Genomic DNA, 18,759 nt, shown 5'->3' with positions numbered 1-18,759 from the left:
AGAGATGTCGGCACCGAATAAGTCGTACGACCCTGTCGAGGTCGAGGCGTTGAAACCGGAAGAGATCGAGCGCATGCGGGACGAGGCGCTCGCCGCCTTCGCCGCCGCGGACTCCCTCGACGCGCTCCACGAGGCGAAGGTCGCCCACACCGGCCCGGCCTCCCCGCTCGCCCTCGCCAACCGCGAGATCGGCGCCCTGCCCCCGCACGCCAAGGCCGAGGCCGGCAAGCGCGTCGGCATGGCCCGCGGCGCCGTGAACAAGGCCCTCGCCGCGCGCCAGGTGGAGCTGGAGGCCGAGCGGGACGCCCGCGTCCTGGTCGAGGAGGCGGTGGACGTCACACTCCCGTACGACCGCGTCCCGGCCGGCGCCCGGCACCCGCTGACCACCATGATGGAGCGGGTCGCGGACGTCTTCGTGTCCATGGGGTACGAGATCGCCGAGGGCCCCGAGGTCGAGGCGGAGTGGTTCAACTTCGACGCCCTCAACTTCACCCCGGACCACCCGGCCCGGCAGATGCAGGACACCTTCTTCGTCGACGGCCCTCAGGGCGAGAACGGCGACTCCGGTGTCATCCTGCGCACCCACACCTCGCCCGTGCAGGCCCGCGCCCTGCTGGAGCGCGAGCTGCCGGTCTACATCGTCTGCCCCGGCCGCGTGTACCGCACCGACGAGCTGGACGCGACCCACACCCCGGTCTTCCACCAGATCGAGCTGCTGGCCGTGGACGAGGGCCTGACCATGGCCGACCTCAAGGGCACCCTGGACCACATGGTCCAGTCGCTGTTCGGGTCGGACATGAAGACCCGGCTGCGTCCGAACTACTTCCCCTTCACCGAGCCGAGCGCCGAGATGGACATGCTCTGCTACGTGTGCAAGGGCGAGTCCGTCGGCAACCCCGACCGGCCCTGCCGCACCTGCTCCAGCGAGGGCTGGATCGAGCTGGGCGGCTGCGGCATGGTCAACCCGCGGGTCCTCACCGCCTGCGGCGTCGACCCCGAGAGGTACAGCGGCTTCGCCTTCGGGTTCGGCATCGAGCGGATGCTGATGTTCCGCCACAACGTCGAAGACATGCGAGACATGGTCGAGGGTGACGTCCGGTTCACCCGGCCGTTCGGGATGGAGATCTGATGCGGGTCCCGCTTTCTTGGCTGCGGGAGTACGTCGACCTGCCGGCGACGGAGACCGGGCGCGACGTCCAGGAGAAGCTGATCTCGGTCGGCCTCGAGGTCGAGACCGTCGAGCAGCTCGGCACCGACCTCAAGGGGCCGCTCGTCGTCGGCCAGGTGCTCACCATCGAGGAGCTGGAGGGCTTCAAGAAGCCGATCCGCTTCTGCACCGTCGACGTCGGCCGGGCCAACGGCACCGGTGAGCCCCAGGAGATCGTCTGCGGCGCCCGCAACTTCGCCGTCGGCGACAAGGTCGTCGTGGTTCTCCCGGGCGCCGTGCTGCCCGGCGGCTTCGCGATCTCCGCGCGCAAGACCTACGGCAGGACCTCCCACGGCATGATCTGCTCCGCGGGCGAGCTGGGCATGGGGGACGACGGCACGCACGGCATCATCGTGCTCCCGCCGGAGTACGAGGCGGGCACCGACGCCATCGAGCTGCTCGAACTGGTCGACGAGGTCCTGGACATCGCCGTCACGCCCGACCGCGGCTACTGCCTGTCGCTGCGCGGCGTCGCCCGCGAGACCGCCATCGCCTACGGCCTCCCGCTGCGCGACCCGGCCCTGCTGGACGTGCCCGCGCCGAACGCCTACGGCTACCCGGTCCAGGTCTCCGACCCCTTCGGCTGCGACCGGTTCACCGCCCGCACCGTCTCCGGTCTCGACCCCGAGGCGCGCTCCCCGATCTGGCTCCAGCGTCGGCTCCAGAAGGCCGGCATGCGCCCGATCTCCCTCGCGGTGGACGTCACCAACTACGTGATGCTGGAGCTGGGCCAGCCCCTGCACGCGTACGACCGCGCCCGCGTCCAGGGCCCCATCGGCGTGCGGCGCGCCGAGGCCGGCGAGCAGCTCACCACGCTCGACGGCGTCACCCGCACCCTGGACGCCCAGGACCTCGTCATCACCGACGAGCGCGGCCCCATCGGCCTCGCCGGCGTCATGGGCGGCGCCCACACCGAGATCGACGACACCGAGGGCAGCACCAGCGAGGTCGTCATCGAGGCCGCGCACTTCGACGCGATCTCCATCGCGCGCACCGCCCGCCGCCACAAGCTGTCCTCCGAGGCCTCCCGCCGCTTCGAGCGCGGCGTCGACCCGCAGGCCGCCGCGGCGGCCGCCCAGCGGACCGTCGACCTGCTCGTGCTCCTCGCGGGCGGCACGGCCGACGCGGGCGTCACCGAGGTGCTCGCGCCCTCCGCGCCGCGCACCATCACCATCCCCGCCGACCATCCCGACCGGGTCGCGGGCGTGGAGTACGGCCGCGAGACCGTGGTCCGCCGCCTCCAGGAGATCGGCTGCGACGTCTACGGGCAGGACGAGCTGGTCGTCACCGTGCCGTCCTGGCGTGGCGACCTGACCGACCCGAACGACCTGGCCGAAGAGGTCATCCGCCTGGAGGGCTACGAGAACCTGCCCTCCACGCTGCCCAAGCCCCCCGCGGGCCGCGGCCTGACCGAGCGGCAGCGGCTGCACCGCCGTGTCGGCCGCGCGCTGGCCGGCGCCGGCTACGTCGAAACACCGAACTACCCGTTCATCGGCGAGCAGGTCCTGGACCGGCTGGGCCTGGCGGCGGACGACCCCGAGCGCGCGGTCGTCACGCTGGTCAACCCGCTCTCCGACGAGGAACCGGCGCTGCGTACGACGCTGCTGCCGGGCCTGCTGAGCGCGCTGCGGCGCAACGACGGCCGGGGCTCGCACGACCTGGCGCTCTTCGAGACGGGCCTGGTCTTCCATCCGCGTGCGGAGGCGAAGGCCGCGGTCCGGCTGCCCGTCGACCGGCGTCCCACGGCAGAGGAGATCGCCTCCCTGACCGAGGCGCTCCCCGTCCAGCCCCGGCACGCCGCCGTCGTCCTCGCCGGCGCCCGCGAGCAGGCCGGCTGGTGGGGTGCGGGCCGCCCGGCCGGCTGGGCCGACGCGGTCGAGGCGGCGCGGTTCATTGCCCGGGAGACCGGCACCGAACTGATCGTCCGCAAGGGCCAGTACGGGCCGTGGCACCCCGGCCGCTGCGCCGAGCTGGCGGTCACGGCGGACGGCACCGAGCGGGTCGTCGGGTACGCCGGCGAGCTGCACCCGCGGGTCGTACAGGCCCTGGGCCTGCCGGCGCGCACCTGCGCCATGGAGCTGGACCTGGACGCGCTGGAGGAGGCGAGCGCGGGTCCGGTGAAGGGGCCGCGGATCTCGGCCTTCCCGGTGGCCACGCAGGATGTCGCCCTCGTGGTCGACGAGTTCGTGCCGGCCGCCGACGTCGAGGCCGCGCTGCGTGAGGGCGCGGGTGAACTCCTCGAGTCGATCCGGCTGTTCGACGTGTACGAGAACCTCGAGCAGCTGGGTGACGGGCGGAAGTCGCTGGCGTACGCGCTGCGGTTCCGGGCGTCCGACCGCACGCTGACCGTGGACGAGGCGTCCGCCGCGCGGGACGCGGCCGTCGCCCTCGCGGGCGAGCTGACCGGAGCAACGCTGCGCAGCTGAGCACGCACACCGACGCGGCCGGCCACGGGTTCCCCGTGGCCGGCCGCGTCGTTCGCCACCCCCTCCGGGAGCGCGCGGAACCCCCTGTCAGCTGCATAAATGCGGCCCGGCCCGCGGAGTCTCACTCGTTCGGGTGGGAATCGCAGGTGATCCGGTCCCACCGGCTCATGGCGTCGACAGAATCGGACCGGCCTCACGGGGCCGGTCCGTCTGCTCTGTCAGGGCCCATATGGGGGACCAGAGGCATGATCCGCATCAAGGCACGGGCGCCCACCGCGCGAGGAACCCTACTGCCCACGCTCTGGGGAGCGGTGGCCGTCGGCTACAGATACGGCTGCCCGCTCGCCCGGCAGGACGGGCTCGGGGCGCGCCTGGTCACCAGCGCCGTGTTCGTCGCCGTCGGCACCGCCCTCATCTTCCACGTCCGGTGCGCCCTGCTGCGGGAGCTGCGGTTCGCCCGGCGGGCGGCGTGCGCCGCGCAGAGCGTCGTCCTGCGTCCGCTGCCGCCCTGGCTGGACGGGCTCAACGTCGGCGCCGCCCAGCTGTCCGCCGACCGGGGCGCGAGTGTCGGCGGCGACCTGTACGAGGCCATCGCCACCGAGCACGGGGTGCGGGTGGTGATGGGGGACGTACGGGGGCACGGTCTGGCCGCCCTCGGCACCGTCGCCGCCCTCCTCGGCAGCTTCCGCGAGGCCGCGCACGACGAGCCCCGGCTCGGCGGGGTGCTGCACCGGCTGGACCGCACCCTCGGCCGCCATCTGCACGAACGCGCCCGCGCCGAACACCCCGCGTGCGGCATTCCCGCCCCGGACAGCCCGGTCGCCGAGGAGTTCGTCACCGTCCTGCTCCTGGAGATCGACCGGGACGGCACGCTCCGCGCCCTCAACTGCGGCCATCCATGGCCGTACGTGCTGCGGGGCACGCGGGTCGAGCCGCTCACCCGCACGGATCCGCTGCCGCCGCTGGGTCCGTTCCCGCCGCCCGCGGAGCCGGTGCCCCAGCCCTGCGGCCGGCTGCTGCCGGGCGAGTCCCTGGTCCTCTTCACGGACGGCGCGGAGGACGCCCGGGACGGCCGGGGACGGTTCTTCTCCCTGCCGGACGTGCTCAGCGAGGCGGTGCGCGACCAGCCGGCCTCCCCGCAGGCGGTGCTGCGTACGGTCTTCGGCGCGCTGCTGCACCACACCGGCGGAAGACCCACGGACGACGTCGCACTCCTGGTCCTGCGCAACGACCGGAAGGACAGACGGCCGCCGGGCGCGCGGGGAGCCGCCTGCCCGGCCTCGACGCGTCCGCAGCCGACGACGCGCCGTTGACGCCCGGCGCGCGCACTGACGTCCGGCGCGCACTGACGTCCGGGGCGCCGCCCGGCCGGGCCGCCGCTGTCTGAGGGGGAGCCGGCGGCCCGGCCGGTCTCTCGCGAGGCAGCCCAGTGAACCGGCGCGGCCCCCGCGGCGACAGCGCGTGCGCCCCGCGGACGCGGGCACTGCGTTCACACCCCGTGTGAAGGCGTACCCACTACGCTGACGGCACCAGGTCACTCGGGGGGCATCCCATGCAGCCCAACACTCTGCTCGACGCCATCCTGGACGAGGCGGGGATCTCGCACGCCGGTCTAGCCGCCCACGTCAACCAGGCGGGACGCGCCCGCGGTCTCGCGCTGCGCTACGAACACACCGCCGTCGCCCGGTGGCTGAAGGGGCAGCGGCCCCGCGGCCAGGTGCCCGACCTGATCTGCGAGGTGCTGGCGGCACGGCTGCACCGGTCCGTCACGCTCGACGACATCGGCCTCGGGGTGCCCGGCGGGCCGAGCACCCCGCACACCGGTTCCCTCAACGGGTTCGTGGAGCGGGCCACCGCGTTGTGGCGGTCCGACGAGCAGCAGCGGTCCCACGTGCTCGGCGCGCCCGCCGTCACCGGGACCCCGGCCGTGATGCCGGTGTGGGAGTGGGAGAACCCGCCCGAGGACGTCGACGTCTCGCGGGGCGGCCGGCACGCGGTCACCGCGTCCGACATCGAGATGCTCCGGGCCGCCCGCGCGCACTACGAGCAGATGTACCGCAAGGCGGGGGGCATCGCGACGCGGAGCCGGGTCGTCGGCTTCCTCAACGCCGAGGCCGCGCCGCTGCTGCGCGGCGGCTACACCGACGCCACCGGCCGCCAGCTGCACCGGGCGACCGGCGGGCTGGTGGCGATCGCGGGCATCTGCGCGTACGACTCCGACGCGCACGGACTCGCCCAGCGCTACTTCCACCAGGCGCTGCGCCTGGCCAAGGCCAGCGGGGACCGGGGACTGGGGGCGTACGTGATAGCCCTGCTGGTCAACCAGTCGCTGTTCATGCGGGAGTACCGGCAGGCCGTCGCCTTCGCCGAGGCCGCGCTGCGCACCGCCGGCCGGCACATCACCCCGGCGCTCGCCTCCGACCTGTACGCGATGCAGGCCAAGGCGTACGCGCACCTCGGGGACAGCGGCAGCGCGCTGTTCTGCATCCGGCGCGCGGAGACGGCGGCCGGGCGGATCCGGCGGGGGCACGAGCCGGCCGAGACCGGGTACGTCCAGCCGGGCCTCGTCAACGTGCAGGTGGCCGAGGCGCTCCTCAGTCTCGGGGACCTCAGCGGCGCCCGGGAGCACGCGGCGGCGGCCGTCGACAACCCCGCGCACGACCGGGGGCGGGTGCACCGGCTGGCGATGCTGAGCACCATCGAACTGCGCCGGGGCAACGCCGACCGGGCGGCGGCCACCGCCGTGCAGATGGCCGAACAGGCCCGCGGGATGGAGTCCCAGCGGCTGCGGGACAGACTCCGCGCGGTGCGTGACCACCTGCTGCGCTGCGGCTCGGCCGGCACCGCCGAGGCCGCCGAACTCATCGACGGAGCACTGCGCGTGCCGCTGTAGGCGCACTGTAGGCGCACCGTCCCTGCTGCGATATTGCCACTTACTCAGCGGAAGGTGGCAATACCGTGCAGTGGACGAAACAGAACGAACAAACTGTGTACGAGAACCGCTGGTTCAGCGTCAATCTCGCCGATGTCGAGCTGCCGGACGGCCGGCACCTCGACCACTTCGTCATCCGGCTGCGGCCCGTGGCGGTGGCGACGGTCGTCAACGAGGCGAACGAGGTGCTGCTGCTGTGGCGGCACCGGTTCATCACCGACAGCTGGGGGTGGGAACTGCCCGCGGGCGTCGTCGAGGACGGCGAGGACATCGCGCGCGCGGCGGCCAGGGAACTGGAGGAGGAGACCGGCTGGCGGCCGGGACCCCTGCACCACCTCATGAGCGTGGAGCCGTCCAACGGCCTCACCGACGCCCGGCACCACATCTACTGGTCGGAGCGGGGCGAGTACGTCGGACACCCCGTGGACGACTTCGAGTCGGACCGGCGGGAATGGGTGCCCCTCAAACTCGTCCCCGACCTGATCGCCCGCGGGGAGGTCCCGGCCGCCAACATGGCGGCCGCGTTACTCCTGCTGCACCACCTCAGGCTCGCCCAGGACTAATGGGCCGTCAGCGCCTGCCAGATCGTCGCCGCGAGCGCGCCCAGCGCGGTCAGCGCGGCGAGCGAGGGCAACGGCCAGCGCGCGTGTTCCAGCGAGGCCAGCCGGGAGTTCAGCTCGTCCAGTTCCTTGGCGGTCTCCTCGGTACGGTGACGCAGCAGCGCCAGTCCGCCCTCGACGCGGGCGTAGGCCACGTCGAGGCGGCGCCGTAACTCTGCGAGTTCTCCATGGATCACGGGATGCTCCGGATCGACCGTCACGGGTCCGTTCCTCTCGGTAGTCGAAATGGATGGTTCCGCTTCCCTTGCATGCGCATGGAGAGTCAACTCGCCTGGTGGGCGCGTGGGGAGCGTGTGCGAGGGGCATATGCGTGCCCGGCGCGCACACGGTGTGTGAAACAGACGGGCCCGGCACCGCATCCGGTGCCGGGCCCGCAGGGCGTCGCTCTGGGTGATCAGCCGTAGGTGTAGAAGCCGGAACCGGCCTTCCGGCCCAGCCGGCCCGCCTCGACCATGCGCTGGAGCAGCGGGGGAGCGGCGTACAGCGGCTCCTTGTACTCGGCGTACATGGAGTTGGCGATGGAGACGATGGTGTCCAGACCGATCAGGTCGGACAGCTTCAGCGGGCCCATCGGATGGGCGCAGCCCATCTCCATGCCGTTGTCGATGTCCTCGCGGCTCGCGATGCCCGACTCGAACATCCGGATCGCCGACAGCAGGTAGGGCACGAGCAGCGCGTTCACCACGAACCCGGAGCGGTCCTGGGCGCGGATGGCGTGCTTGCCCAGCACCTTCTCGGCGAAGAGCTGGGCGCGGCTGAGGGTGCCCTCGGAGGTGGTGAGCGCCGGGATCAGCTCGACCAGCTGCTGCACCGGGGCCGGGTTGAAGAAGTGGATGCCGACGACGTGGTCCGGCCGGGAGGTGGTGACCGCCAGCTTCACCAGCGGGATGGAGGAGGTGTTGGAGGCCAGGATCGCGTCGGGCCGGGTCACCACCTGGTCGAGCACCTGGAAGATCTCGGTCTTGACCTGCTCGTTCTCGACGACGGCCTCGATCACCAGATCCCGGTCGGCGAACTCGCCGAGGTCGGTGGTGAAGCTCAGGCGCGCCTGCGTGGCGTCCCGGTCCTCCTCGGTGATCTTGCCGCGTTCGGCCGCCTTGCCCAGGGAGTTGAACAGCCGGGTGCGGCCGATCTCCAGGGCCTCGCCGGTGGTCTCGGCGACCTTCACGTCCAGTCCCGCGCGGGCGCACACCTCGGCGATGCCCGCGCCCATCTGGCCGCAGCCCACGACTCCGACGCGTGCAATGTCTCCCCCTGGGATGCCCGTCACATCGTCCCCTTCGCTTCTCCGGCTCGCTCGACAGGCCTCCGGGTTCGGTGCCTGCTCCGATCGTGCACGTTACCGCCAAGTATCGATGATCGATCGCTCGGGTGGGGGCATTCTGGAGCGCGGAACGATCCGTGACGAGGCGGATCCGAAGGGTATGGGGGTGTGCGGATGGGACGCATGTCACGGCGAACCTTCACGCTGGCCGCGCTGTCCACGCTGGCCACGGCATCGGGCGGCGTCGCGAGCGCCGAGGGAGAGGCCGCCGCCCCGGGGCCGGGCGCGCACCCGGCGCCGTACCGCCTGCCGCGCGCCGGCGCCGAGATGCGCGGCGTCTGGCTCGCGACGGTCGCCAACCGGGACTGGCCCTCGCGGCCCGGCCTCCCGGCGAGCACCCAGCGCAAGGAGCTGATCGCCCACCTCGACCACGCGGCCCGCCGCCGGCTCAACACGGTCGTCTTCCAGGTGCGGCCCACCGCCGACGCCCTCTGGCCGTCGCCGTACGAGCCCTGGTCCGAGTACCTGACCGGAACCCAGGGCGGGAACCCCGGCTGGGACCCCCTCGGCACCGCCGTGCGGGAGGCCCACGCCCGGGGCCTGGAACTGCACGCCTGGTTCAACCCGTACCGGATCGCCAACCACACCGACCCCGGCCGGCTGGCCCCGTCCCACCCGGCCCGCAGGCACCCGGACTGGGTGGTGCCCTACGGCGGCCGGCTGTACTACAACCCCGGTCTGCCCGAGGTCCGTGCCTTCGTGCGGCGGGCCATGCTCGACGCGGTCGCCCGGTACCCCGTCGACGCCGTCCACTTCGACGACTACTTCTATCCCTATCCGGTCGCCGGCCAGACCTTCGACGACGAGGACGCCTACGACCGGTACGGCGGCGCCTTCCCCGGCCGGGCCGCCTGGCGGCGGGACAACATCGACAAGCTGGTGCGGGAGACGGCGGCGGACATCCGGCGCGTCCGGCCCGGCACCCGGTTCGGGATCAGCCCCTTCGGGGTGTGGCGCAACGCCTCGACCGACGCGCGCGGCTCCGAGACGCGGGCGGGGGTGCAGACGTATGACGACCTGTACGCGGACACCCGCAAGTGGGTCCGCGGCAACTGGATCGACTACATCGTGCCGCAGCTGTACTGGCACATCGGCTTCGCCGCCGCCGACTACGCCGAGCTCGTGGCCTGGTGGGCGGAGGTCGCCCGGGGCACGCGGACGCGGCTGTACGTCGGCGAGGCCCTGTACAAGGCGGGTGCCGCCGGGCAGCCCTCGCCCTGGCAGGACCCGGTCGAGCTGTCCCGGCACCTCACCCTCGCCGCGCGGTACCCGCAGGTGCGCGGGCACGTGTTCTTCGCCGCCGAGGAGGTCGCGGCCGACCCGGTCGGGGCGATGGCGCGGGTGGTCGCCGACCACTACCGGCGGTCGGCGGTGCCACCGCGCTGACCTACTGCTGTGTCCGGTCCTGCGGATGACGGACCTCGCAGTCGGGGCCGGGGGACATGACGGCCTCCCGCCCGTCCGCGAAACGGACCCGGTAGGGCGGATTGCCCTCCTGGCCCATCACTTCGACGACTTCCGTGACCTGGTCGTGCTGGCCGACCACCCTGCCGTGCTGGACAAGGCGGTCGCCCTTGGATGCGTGCATGGACGGGCCCTCCTCACGATCACGACCGCTGTGTGACGGCGATGCACACGAGCACCGCGACGGCGGTCAGCGGAGCGGCCGCCGTGAAGCGCTCGCCCAGCAGCAGCGCCGACCACACCAGTGTGAGCAGGGGCTGTGCCAACTGCAACTGGCTGGCCCGGGGGATGCCGATGGCCGCCATGCCCCGGTACCAGACGACGAGCCCGAGGAACTGCGAACCCAGCGCCACCCACAGCAGACCGGCGATGCCGTGCCCGGTGAGGTGCACGGGCTCGTAGGCCAGCGCGAGCGCGACGGCCGGCAGGCTGAGCGGCAGGCACAGTACGAGCGCCCAGCCGATGACCTGCCAGCCCGGCATGACCCGGGCCAGCCGGCCGCCCTCGGTGTAGCCGGCCGCGCACACCAGCAGGGCCGCGAAGAGGAAACCGTCGGCGACGGTGAGCGTGCCGCCGCTCTGGGCGAGGGTGAAGGCGATCACGGCCGCCGCGCCGGCGACGGCCGCCAGCCAGAACCGGCGGGAGGGGCGGGCGCCGGTGCGCAGGGCCGAGAACACGGCGGTGGTCAACGGCAGCAGCCCCACCACCACGGCCGCGTGCGCGGTGGTGGAGGTCTCCAGGGCGAGCGTGGTCAGCATCGGGAAGCCCAGCACCACGCCGGCGGCGACCACGGCGAGACCGGCGAGGTGGCGGCGGGCCGGAAGCCGTACCCGCAGGGCCAGCAGGCAGCCGCCGGCCACGACCGCGGCCAGGACGCCGCGCACCGCCACCAGGGACCAGGGACCGAAGCTCTCCAGCCCCCAGGCGGTCGAGGGGAACGTCAGCGAGAAGGCGACCACACCGAGGGCGGCCTGGAGGGTGCCGAGGCCCCCGGACTCCTCCCGGGGAGCGGTGACTGCTATCGGGCTCGCCGTAGTAGCGCTACTCTGGGTTCTCATGCATCAGCGTAGCAGTGTGGCGGAACTGGCCGAGCAGTTGCGGGGAGAACTCAACCGCTATCCGCTGGGTGGAAAGCTCCCGTCGAGCCGGGCGCTCGTCGAGCGGTTCCGGGTGAGTCCGGTGACCGTCTCCCGGGCCCTCGCCCAGCTCGCCGCCGAAGGCCTCGTGGTCACCCGGCCCGGCGCCGGCGCCTTCCGGGCCCGGCCGCACTCCGCGCAGACCCCCGCCGGGGACACCTCCTGGCAGGAGGTGGCGCTGAGCGCCGACGGCGCCGCCGACCTCGTCCCCCGCACGGTGGACGCCGCCGGGGTCACGGTGTCGCTGGCCGCGCCGCCGCCCGGGGTGCTGGAGTTCAACGGCGGCTACCTCCACCCCTCGCTGCAACCCGAGCGGGCCATGGCGGCGGCCCTGGCCCGGGCCGGGCGGCGGCCCGGCGCCTGGGGGAGGCCGCCCCTGGAGGGACTGCCCGAGCTGCGGGAGTGGTTCGCGCGCGGGATCGGCGGGACCGTCGGCGCGGCCGAGGTGCTGATCGCGGCGGGCGGCCAGGCCGCGCTGGCCACCGCCCTGCGCGCACTCGCCCCGCCCGGCGCCCCGGTCCTCGTGGAGTCGCCCACCTACCCGGGCATGCTCGCCCTGGCCCGCGCGGCAGGCCTGCGCCCCGTCCCGGTGCCCGTGGACCCCGACGGGGTACGCCCCGGCCTGCTCGCGGACGCCTTCCAGGCCACCGGCGCCCGGGTCTTCGTCTGCCAGCCGCTGTTCCAGAACCCGACCGGCGCCGTGCTGGCACCCGACCGGCGCGCCGAGGTGCTGCGCATCGCCCGCGAGGCCGGCGCGTTCGTCGTCGAGGACGACTTCGTCCGCCGGCTGGTGCACGCCGACGCGGGACCACTGCCCCGCCCGCTGGCCGCCGACGACCCGGACGGCGTGGTCGTCCACGTCGGCTCGCTGACCAAGGCCACCTCACCCAGCTTCCGGGTCAGCGCCCTGGCGGCCCACGGCCCCGTCCTGGAGCGCCTGCGCGCCATCCAGGTCGTGGACAGCTTCTTCGTGCCCCGGCCGCTCCAGGAGGCCGCCCTGGAACTCGTCGGCTCCCCGGCCTGGCCGCGCCATCTGCGCGCCCTCTCGGCCGAGCTGCGCACCCGCCGGGACGCCATGACGGGCGCGCTCGCCCGGCAGCTGCCCGAGCTCGCCCTGCCGCACATCCCCTCCGGCGGCTACCACCTGTGGCTGCGCCTGCCCGACGGCGGCGCCTCCCCGGCGCTCGGCTCCGGGGTGGAGGCGGCACTGGCCGCCGCCGCCCTGCGCGCGGGCGTCGCCCTGACCCCCGGCCGCCCCTACTTCAGCGCCGAGCCCCCCGCCGCCCACCTCCGCCTGAGCTTCGCCGCGGTCGCCGGCACGGGGGAGATCGCGGAAGGGGTACGGCGGCTGCGGGCGGCCTGCGACGAGGTGCTGGGCTGACCCGCCGGCCCGGCACGGCCGCACCGGTGAGATCACCGCGCCCCGGCACCCGCGGGACCGGCGGGCGGTGCGCGTGCGCGGGTGACCGGCCGAGCGCGTGCTGTTCGCCCGGCTCGCGGACGGGTGCGTCGACCCGTCCCCGCGCGGCGGGGCATCGGCACGGTGTTCGTCGGCCGGGTCCGCGGCCACCGGGCGCTCCTCGGCGTGCGCCGGCCGCCGCTCGCGGCGCGGGGCGCGCACGGCGGCCGGCGGAAGCTTGGATTCCGGGAACTGGACCGTCCCGGTGGGGTGGATGGTCCACCCCTTCCGGCAGGAAGCCGGGCAAAGTGCCGTGCCCTTCGGTAACTCCCGGGTAACCCCTCTTGACCCGCCCCCCGGCGCGGCTCACCATCACCGCATGCCACTCAGGGTCACGTTCGTCGCCGCCGCGCGCAGTGCCTCCCTGCTCGCGGAGCGCTTCGAGGACGACCGGCCGCTGGACGGGGCCGGCTGGGACGAGGTGCAGCGCGTCGCCGGGGACCTGCTGCCGCTGGCGGCGGCCGAGCTGCGCTACTGCTCGCCGACCCCGCGCAGCCGGGCCACCGGCGACGCCCTGGGGTACGCCCCGCTGGTCCAGCCGGCCCTGCGGGACTGCGACATGGGCCGCTGGCGCGGCCTGACGCTGGGCGAGGCGATGGCCCGGGAGCCGGCCGCGGTCGACGCCTGGCTGGCCGATCCGTGCTCCACCCCGCACGGCGGTGAGTCCCTGCTGGTGTTCATCTCGCGGGTCGGTGGCTGGCTGGACACCCGGCCGGCGGACGACGGCGGCCGGATCGTCGCGGTGGCCGAACCGTCGGTGATCCGCGCGGCCCTGGTCTACGCCCTCAAGGCGCCCCCGTCGAGCTACTGGAACATCGACGTCCGCCCGCTGTCCACGACCACCGTCACGGGCCGCTCGGGCCGGTGGAACCTCCGCTTCGACGGGGGCGGCGTTCAGGGCTCGCGCACGTAGTCGGTGACGAGGACCAGGTCCTTCGCCGGTCCGCCGACCCGCCACACCGTGCGCCAGTGGCCGGCGTCCCGCACGGTGAACTCGCCCCGGTAGAGGTCGGCCGCGCAGGGGTGGTCGGCGACGTGCCGCCCGGAGGTCAGGTCCAGCGCGTGGAAGGGCCGCCCGTCCGCGAACCGCACGTCCGCCCGGCCCGGCGTGGCCCCCGGCAGGAACCGCAGGGTCCGTGTGGCCGGCCGCGTCACGCCCTGCCAGGTGAAGGTGCCGGACTCGGTGTGCAGCAGGCCGCCGCCGTCCAGCGGACCGAAGACGGTCTCCCCGGTGAAGTGTCCCGTGTCCCCGCTCGCCAGGTCCCGCACGCTGCGCTCGGCCCGCCAGCGTCCGGCGAGATGGGCCAGCAGGTCGGCCACGGGCCAGAACTCGTCCATCGTGATCCCTCTCCGCCCGTCCCTCCGGGCCCGCCCCGTCCACGTGTTCATGCCCCTCGGTCCGCACCGAAGCCGCCGGCCGGTGCGCGTACACCTCCTCGGGGCGCCCCGTCACCTTCCTCGGGATCAGGGAGAAGCGGGCGACCCGTCCGCGGTCTGCTGCCGCCCCGCCGGCAGCAGACCGCGCTCGGCGAACACCTTCTTCGCCACGAAGGTGGCGTTCAGCGCCCGGGGGAAACCGCAGTAACCGGCCGAGTGCAGCAGCGCCTCCACGATCTGCTCCGGGGTGAGTCCCACGTTCAGGGCCGCGTTGACGTGCACCTCCAGCTGGGCCTCGCAGCCGCCGAGGGCGGTCAGCATGCCCAGGGTGACCAACTGGCGGTCCCGGGGCGCCAGCTGGGGCCGGGCGTAGATCTCGCCGAACCCCCAGGCGACGATCTGGTGTCCCAGCTCGGGGCTGATGTCGGCGAGCGAGTCGACGACCCGCCGGCCGGCCTCGCCGTCGACGGACTCCAGTACCTCCAGGCCATGGGCGAAACGCTCGTCACGGGTGGTGCTGCGCTCGTTGCTCATGACCGGAACCGTAGAAGGTGGAGCCCACTCCAGGTCAAGCCCGCCGTGGCGCCACTGTCCGCCGGCCCCCGCTTCACCCCGGGAACACCTTCCGTAAATCCCCGGTTCTCCGGAGCGGCGCGGAATTCACACACTGTTCTCCTTGTCCGGAAGATCCCGCCCCACTTTTCGATGAGTACACAACCATCGGGAAATGCCTCCCGTCTCACTCGGCGAAAACCGCGAAGTGAATTCCGCTGGGGGCCTTGCCGCAATGGACCGTCCGACCCCGCCCGACGTGCCGCGCCGGGCCGCCGCGCTGCTCGCCGCGGCCGTCACCGTCACGGCCCTGTGCGCCGGTGACACGCTGGCCCGCAGCTACCCCTTCGGCCCCCGCACCCGCAGCGTCAACGACCTGGGCAACCAGTACGTGCCCTTCCACGCCCACCTGTGGGACCTGCTGCACGGCAGGGCCGACGGCGGCCTCCTCGTCAACTGGCAGTCCGGCTACGGCACCAGCTTCCTGCCCGACCTGGGCACCTACCTCGGCAGCCCCTTCGCCCCGCTCGTCGCCCTCTTCCCCCGGGACCGGATCGACCTCGCCGTCTACGCCGTCACCCTCCTGAAGACCGCGTCCGCCGCCGCGGCCATGGCCTGGCTGCTGCTCGCCCTGCGGCCCGGCCGCTGGTGGGCGGCGGCCCTCCTGGGCAGCTCCTACGCGCTGTGCGGCTGGAGCGTGGCCGACGCCTCCTACAACCCGATGTGGCTCGACGGCCTGATCGCCCTGCCCCTGCTGTGCCTGGCCGGCGAGTGGGCGCTCGACGGACGCCGGCGCGTCCTCGGTGTCCTGACCGTCGCCCTCGCCTGGACCGCGAACTTCTACACCGCCTACATGGCCACCCTCGGCGCCGCCCTGGTCCTGCTGCTGCGCCTGCTGCTGGCCCGTCCGCCCCGCCGGCAGGCGCTCGCGGCGGCCGGCCGCGCCACCCTCACCACCGTGCTCGGCGTGGGCCTGGCCGCCCCGCTCGTGACGGTCGTCTACCTCGGCACCCGGCACGCCTACCCCGGCCGCGTACGGCGGTTCGCGCCGGTCCCCACCGAGGACGTGGCGGCCCGGCTGCTCCCCGCCACCTACGGCTTCGGCTCCCCGGCCCTCTACGTCGGCGTCACCGCCCTCCTCCTCGCCCTCGCCCTGCCCTTCCACCGGGCGGTCCCCGTACCCGTCCGCACCGGCTGGACCACGCTGGTGCTCGCGGTGGCCCTGTCCCTCCAATGGGGCCCCACCCACCTGCTCTGGCACGCCTTCGCCACGCCGCAGGGCAGCTCCTACCGGCAGGCGTTCGTGCTGTGCGGGCTGCTGGTCCTCGCCGCCTGGCACGCCCTGGCGTACGGCCTCCCGGACCGGCGCGCCCTCGGCGCCGCGACCGCGCTGCTCGCCCTGATCACGGCCGTCGCGGCCCGCAGCAGCCTGGTGCGGGTCTGGACCTGGCCGGTGCTGCTGCTCGCCGTCGCCGGGTCGCTGGGCGGGCTCCTCCTCCTGGCCCGCCCCGGGCGGCGCGCCCGGCTCGCCGGGCTGGCCGTCGTCCTGCTGCTCGGCGCACAGTGCGGCGAGGCCGCCGCCACCTCCGCCGTCGCCGCCCGGCTGCGCCTGGGGCACCTGGACGACTACGCGCCCTGGGGCGGGCGGCAGGAGCGGCAGGCGGCGGCGGTCGCCGGGGCCGACGGCTGGCCCCGGTACCGCACCGACCCCGGCCGCGAACAGACCGTCGGCAACGACCCGATGCTGGTGGGCGGTCAGGGCGCGGCCTACTACAGCAGCCTGACCCCGGACGTCCTCAGCCGCACCCTCACCGCCCTCGGCGGCGGCTGGACCTCGCGGGGCCGCAGCGTACAGAGCCTGGACAACGCGGTCACGGACGTGATCTTCTCCGTCGGCGCCCGGGTGCACTCGCCGCCCGACCCGCACCGGACGCGTCTGCCGGAGGACGGCGGCCCGGTGACCGTGACCCGGCAGGACGTGCCGCCCCTGGTGACCGTCCGGGCCGCCCCCGACACGAGGGCGTTCGGGCCGTCGCCGTACCGCAACCAGGAACTGCTGCTCGGCAGCCGTGTCTACACCGTGCCCCGCGTCACCGTCCACGACGACGGCGGGCGGCCGGTGCGGTCCGGCCGGGTCGGCACCGGCACCGCCGTGTCCGCGCCGACGCTCACCGCCCGGTGCCCGGCCGGCACCCGGGTCCACCTGTGGGCCCCGCACTTCTCCGGCACCGCACGGCTCACCGGCGCCGGGAGCACGGTGCCGTTCCGCTACGTGTTCCCACGCAACCGGGCCGCCATGGCACCCCTCGGCCGGGCCCCGGCCACCGGACGGGTCCGTGTCGAGCTGACCCCGGACCGGCCGGGGCGCGTCCCGGCCGGTGCCGTCGGCTGCCTGGACACCGCCCGGCTGCGCACCGCCGCCGCCCGACTGACGGCCACCGGCGCCACCGAGGTCACCGTCACCGACGGCACCGTACGGGCCAGGCTGCCCGCCGGCAGCAAGGGCGTCGCGGTCCTCGCCGTCCCCCGGATCGCCGGCTGGCGGTGCGCCGCGGGCGACGGCCCCGAGCGGCCCGCCGCCGGCTTCCACGGCCTGACCGCCGTACCGCTCGACGCCCACTCAACGCGTTTGACCTGCACCTTCCACCCACCCGGCCTGCGGCTGGGCGCGACGGCCGGGGCCGCCTCGCTGACGGCCCTCGTCCTGCTCACCGTCCTCACCGCCGTCCGCCGCCGGCGCGTCCGGGCACCGGCCACGACCACATCACCGCGCGAGCGCGTGACCACCGCTCTCCGACCGCGCCCAGGGGGAGACCCGCCATGCTGATATCGATCGTCGCGCCCTGCCACAACGAGGAGGACGTCCTCGCCCGCTTCCACGAGGAGGTCCAGCGGGTCGCCGAGGAACTGCTGCCGCTCGGCCACGACATGGAGTTCGTGTACGTCGACGACGGCAGCCGCGACCGTACCCTCGCCGTCCTGGAGCACCTGGCCACCGCCGACTCCCGGGTGCGCTACGTCTCCTTCAGCCGCAACTTCGGCAAGGAGGCGGCCCTCCTCGCCGGTCTCCGGCACGCCTCGGGCGACTCGGTCGTCGTCATGGACGCCGACCTCCAGCATCCGCCGGCGCTGATCCGGCGCATGGTGGAGCTGCGCGAGCAGGGCCACGACCAGGTCATCGCCCGGCGCACCCGCACCGGCGACGGGCTCACCCGCACCCTGACCGCCCGCCTGTACTACCGGGTCGTCAACCGCCTGGTCGACGTCGAACTCGTCGACGGCGTGGGCGACTTCCGCCTGCTGTCGCGCCGCGTGGTGGACGCCGTCCTCGGCCTCACGGAGTACAACCGCTTCTCCAAGGGGCTGTTCGCCTGGGTGGGCTTCCCGAGCGTCACCTTCACCTACGGGAACGCGGCCCGCGGGGCCGGCCGCAGCTCCTGGTCGATGCGCGGCCTGCTCAACTACGGCCTCGACGGCCTGCTGTCCTTCAACAACCGCCCGCTGCGCGCCGCCCTCTGGCTCGGCCTGGCCCTGCTGCTGTGCGCGGGCCTGTACACGGCCTGGATCGTGGGCGCGGCGCTCGTCAACGGGGTCCGGACGCCCGGGTATGTCACCATCATCACCGCGGTCACCGCGCTCGCCGGGGTGCAGATGGTCATGCTCGGTGTCATCGGCGAGTACACCGGCCGCATCTACTACGAGGTGAAGGGCCGCCCGCACTTCCTGGTGAAGGCGACCAACGTGGAACGGACAAAGGACCTCATCCCCTGATGCCGAGTCGCTCGCTGTCCCGCCAGATAGTGGCGTTCGCCGTGGTCGGTGTGGTGAACACGGCCACCTACTACGGGCTTTACCTGCTGTTCCTGATATGGCTGCCGTACCTCGCCGCGCACACCCTGGCATTCACGCTCAGCATGACCGGTTCCTTTTTCCTCAACGCCCGTTTCACCTACCGGACGCGGCCGACCTGGCGGAAATTCCTGATGTTCCCGCTGACGAACGTGACCAATTTCGTGATCACGACGGCCGGGGTCTATGTGATCGTGGACGTCCTCCGCGCCGGCCACCGCTTCGCCCCCCTCCTGGCCTCGGCCGCGGCGATCCCGGTGACGTTCGTCGTGTCCCGCCGGGTGATGCTGCCGGGAGCGAGGCCCGCCGCGCCCGTCACGACCGGTGACTGCGGCACGCGGCCCGACACGGCGGGCGACTCCGGAGAGGTCCGCGGCACCGCCGACGCCGCGTGAGCGGACCGCGGGCTACGG

General features: G+C 73.9%; 17 protein-coding genes. 11 read left to right on the top strand and 6 right to left on the bottom strand.

What is annotated here, in order from left to right:
* Window positions 1-4 precede the first annotated feature (4 nt).
* From pheS to AB0F03_RS08625, 5 genes are all read left to right on the top strand, one after another.
* On the top strand, window positions 5-1,129 hold the full coding sequence (gene pheS / locus AB0F03_RS08645) for a phenylalanine--tRNA ligase subunit alpha (protein WP_361987865.1): 1,125 nt from the start codon (window positions 5-7) through the stop codon (window positions 1,127-1,129).
* Window positions 1,129-3,633, top strand: coding sequence for a phenylalanine--tRNA ligase subunit beta (gene pheT, locus AB0F03_RS08640; protein WP_361987863.1), 2,505 nt, complete (start codon window positions 1,129-1,131; stop codon window positions 3,631-3,633). Before pheS ends, pheT begins: the two co-directional genes overlap by 1 nt.
* Window positions 3,634-3,878: 245 nt before the next feature.
* The gene (locus AB0F03_RS08635) at window positions 3,879-4,946 is read left to right on the top strand and encodes a PP2C family protein-serine/threonine phosphatase (protein ID WP_361987861.1); all 1,068 of its coding nucleotides are present in this window, start codon (window positions 3,879-3,881) and stop codon (window positions 4,944-4,946) included.
* Between the two features lie 239 nt (window positions 4,947-5,185).
* Window positions 5,186-6,526 (top strand): transcriptional regulator, encoded by a 1,341-nt coding sequence (locus tag AB0F03_RS08630; protein WP_361987860.1) that lies wholly within the window; start codon window positions 5,186-5,188, stop codon window positions 6,524-6,526.
* 65 nt (window positions 6,527-6,591) lie between these two features.
* On the top strand, window positions 6,592-7,128 hold the full coding sequence (locus tag AB0F03_RS08625; protein WP_361987858.1) for an NUDIX hydrolase: 537 nt from the start codon (window positions 6,592-6,594) through the stop codon (window positions 7,126-7,128).
* Here AB0F03_RS08625 and AB0F03_RS08620 read toward each other — a convergent pair.
* Both AB0F03_RS08620 and AB0F03_RS08615 read right to left on the bottom strand, forming a co-directional pair.
* Window positions 7,125-7,385, bottom strand: coding sequence for a hypothetical protein (locus AB0F03_RS08620; protein ID WP_361987856.1), 261 nt, complete (start codon window positions 7,383-7,385; stop codon window positions 7,125-7,127). The two genes, AB0F03_RS08625 and AB0F03_RS08620, sit on opposite strands and share 4 nt — an antisense overlap.
* A 194-nt stretch (window positions 7,386-7,579) precedes the next feature.
* Window positions 7,580-8,455 carry a 3-hydroxybutyryl-CoA dehydrogenase gene (locus AB0F03_RS08615; RefSeq protein WP_361987854.1) on the bottom strand — a complete coding sequence of 292 codons (876 nt, stop codon included), beginning with the start codon at window positions 8,453-8,455 and terminating at the stop codon, window positions 7,580-7,582.
* Window positions 8,456-8,632: 177 nt separating this feature from the next.
* Between AB0F03_RS08615 and AB0F03_RS08610 the strand changes: the two genes are divergently transcribed.
* Complete coding sequence (locus AB0F03_RS08610; protein WP_361987852.1) at window positions 8,633-9,895, top strand: family 10 glycosylhydrolase; 1,263 nt, start codon at window positions 8,633-8,635, stop codon at window positions 9,893-9,895.
* A gap of 1 nt (window position 9,896) precedes the next feature.
* Here AB0F03_RS08610 and AB0F03_RS08605 read toward each other — a convergent pair whose 3' ends face one another.
* Complete coding sequence (locus AB0F03_RS08605; protein ID WP_356824687.1) at window positions 9,897-10,097, bottom strand: DUF1918 domain-containing protein; 201 nt, start codon at window positions 10,095-10,097, stop codon at window positions 9,897-9,899.
* A 19-nt stretch (window positions 10,098-10,116) separates the two neighbouring features.
* Entirely contained in the window at window positions 10,117-11,031 is a 915-nt protein-coding gene (locus AB0F03_RS08600; protein ID WP_361987851.1) for a DMT family transporter, read from the bottom strand.
* Between AB0F03_RS08600 and AB0F03_RS08595 the strand changes: the two genes are divergently transcribed.
* Both AB0F03_RS08595 and AB0F03_RS08590 read left to right on the top strand, forming a co-directional pair.
* Window positions 11,030-12,490 carry a PLP-dependent aminotransferase family protein gene (locus AB0F03_RS08595; protein ID WP_361987850.1) on the top strand — a complete coding sequence of 487 codons (1,461 nt, stop codon included), beginning with the start codon at window positions 11,030-11,032 and terminating at the stop codon, window positions 12,488-12,490. The genes AB0F03_RS08600 and AB0F03_RS08595 overlap by 2 nt on opposite strands.
* A gap of 397 nt (window positions 12,491-12,887) precedes the next feature.
* On the top strand, window positions 12,888-13,481 hold the full coding sequence (locus tag AB0F03_RS08590; RefSeq protein WP_361987848.1) for a histidine phosphatase family protein: 594 nt from the start codon (window positions 12,888-12,890) through the stop codon (window positions 13,479-13,481).
* Here the strand turns inward: AB0F03_RS08590 and AB0F03_RS08585 are convergent.
* The gene (locus AB0F03_RS08585) at window positions 13,463-13,906 is read right to left on the bottom strand and encodes a DUF6314 family protein (RefSeq protein WP_361987846.1); all 444 of its coding nucleotides are present in this window, start codon (window positions 13,904-13,906) and stop codon (window positions 13,463-13,465) included. The genes AB0F03_RS08590 and AB0F03_RS08585 overlap by 19 nt on opposite strands.
* A 126-nt stretch (window positions 13,907-14,032) precedes the next feature.
* Window positions 14,033-14,479, bottom strand: coding sequence for a carboxymuconolactone decarboxylase family protein (locus AB0F03_RS08580; RefSeq protein ID WP_361987844.1), 447 nt, complete (start codon window positions 14,477-14,479; stop codon window positions 14,033-14,035).
* Between the two features lie 253 nt (window positions 14,480-14,732).
* Between AB0F03_RS08580 and AB0F03_RS08575 the strand changes: the two genes are divergently transcribed.
* The 3 genes from AB0F03_RS08575 to AB0F03_RS08565 are packed head-to-tail and all read left to right on the top strand — an operon-like array spanning window position 14,733 to window position 18,741.
* Window positions 14,733-17,324 carry a YfhO family protein gene (locus AB0F03_RS08575; protein ID WP_361987842.1) on the top strand — a complete coding sequence of 864 codons (2,592 nt, stop codon included), beginning with the start codon at window positions 14,733-14,735 and terminating at the stop codon, window positions 17,322-17,324.
* Entirely contained in the window at window positions 17,318-18,268 is a 951-nt protein-coding gene (locus AB0F03_RS08570; protein ID WP_361987841.1) for a glycosyltransferase family 2 protein, read from the top strand. Before AB0F03_RS08575 ends, AB0F03_RS08570 begins: the two co-directional genes overlap by 7 nt.
* Entirely contained in the window at window positions 18,268-18,741 is a 474-nt protein-coding gene (locus AB0F03_RS08565) for a GtrA family protein (protein ID WP_361987839.1), read from the top strand. The genes AB0F03_RS08570 and AB0F03_RS08565 overlap by 1 nt, the downstream gene beginning before the upstream one ends.
* The last annotated feature ends 18 nt before the right edge of the window (window positions 18,742-18,759 follow it).

It is taken from the genome of Streptomyces sp. NPDC028722 (assembly GCF_040637655.1).
In the GTDB taxonomy this organism is placed as follows: Bacteria; Actinomycetota; Actinomycetes; order Streptomycetales; family Streptomycetaceae; genus Streptomyces.
This window is presented reverse-complemented; position numbering and strand designations above follow the sequence as displayed.

Bases quoted from the DNA above. Each gene is read 5' to 3' on its own strand.
- AB0F03_RS08590 (WP_361987848.1), top strand. From the start codon at position 12,888: ATGCCACTCAGGGTCACGTTCGTCGCCGCCGCGCGCAGTGCCTCCCTG.
- AB0F03_RS08600 (WP_361987851.1), bottom strand. From the start codon at position 11,031: ATGAGAACCCAGAGTAGCGCTACTACGGCGAGCCCGATAGCAGTCACC.
- AB0F03_RS08630 (WP_361987860.1), top strand. From the start codon at position 5,186: ATGCAGCCCAACACTCTGCTCGACGCCATCCTGGACGAGGCGGGGATC.
- AB0F03_RS08580 (WP_361987844.1), bottom strand. From the start codon at position 14,479: ATGAGCAACGAGCGCAGCACCACCCGTGACGAGCGTTTCGCCCATGGC.
- AB0F03_RS08605 (WP_356824687.1), bottom strand. From the start codon at position 10,097: ATGCACGCATCCAAGGGCGACCGCCTTGTCCAGCACGGCAGGGTGGTC.
- AB0F03_RS08595 (WP_361987850.1), top strand. From the start codon at position 11,030: ATGCATCAGCGTAGCAGTGTGGCGGAACTGGCCGAGCAGTTGCGGGGA.
- AB0F03_RS08610 (WP_361987852.1), top strand. From the start codon at position 8,633: ATGTCACGGCGAACCTTCACGCTGGCCGCGCTGTCCACGCTGGCCACG.
- pheT (WP_361987863.1), top strand. From the start codon at position 1,129: ATGCGGGTCCCGCTTTCTTGGCTGCGGGAGTACGTCGACCTGCCGGCG.
- AB0F03_RS08570 (WP_361987841.1), top strand. From the start codon at position 17,318: ATGCTGATATCGATCGTCGCGCCCTGCCACAACGAGGAGGACGTCCTC.
- AB0F03_RS08575 (WP_361987842.1), top strand. From the start codon at position 14,733: ATGGACCGTCCGACCCCGCCCGACGTGCCGCGCCGGGCCGCCGCGCTG.
- pheS (WP_361987865.1), top strand. From the start codon at position 5: ATGTCGGCACCGAATAAGTCGTACGACCCTGTCGAGGTCGAGGCGTTG.
- AB0F03_RS08565 (WP_361987839.1), top strand. From the start codon at position 18,268: ATGCCGAGTCGCTCGCTGTCCCGCCAGATAGTGGCGTTCGCCGTGGTC.
- AB0F03_RS08585 (WP_361987846.1), bottom strand. From the start codon at position 13,906: ATGGACGAGTTCTGGCCCGTGGCCGACCTGCTGGCCCATCTCGCCGGA.
- AB0F03_RS08635 (WP_361987861.1), top strand. From the start codon at position 3,879: ATGATCCGCATCAAGGCACGGGCGCCCACCGCGCGAGGAACCCTACTG.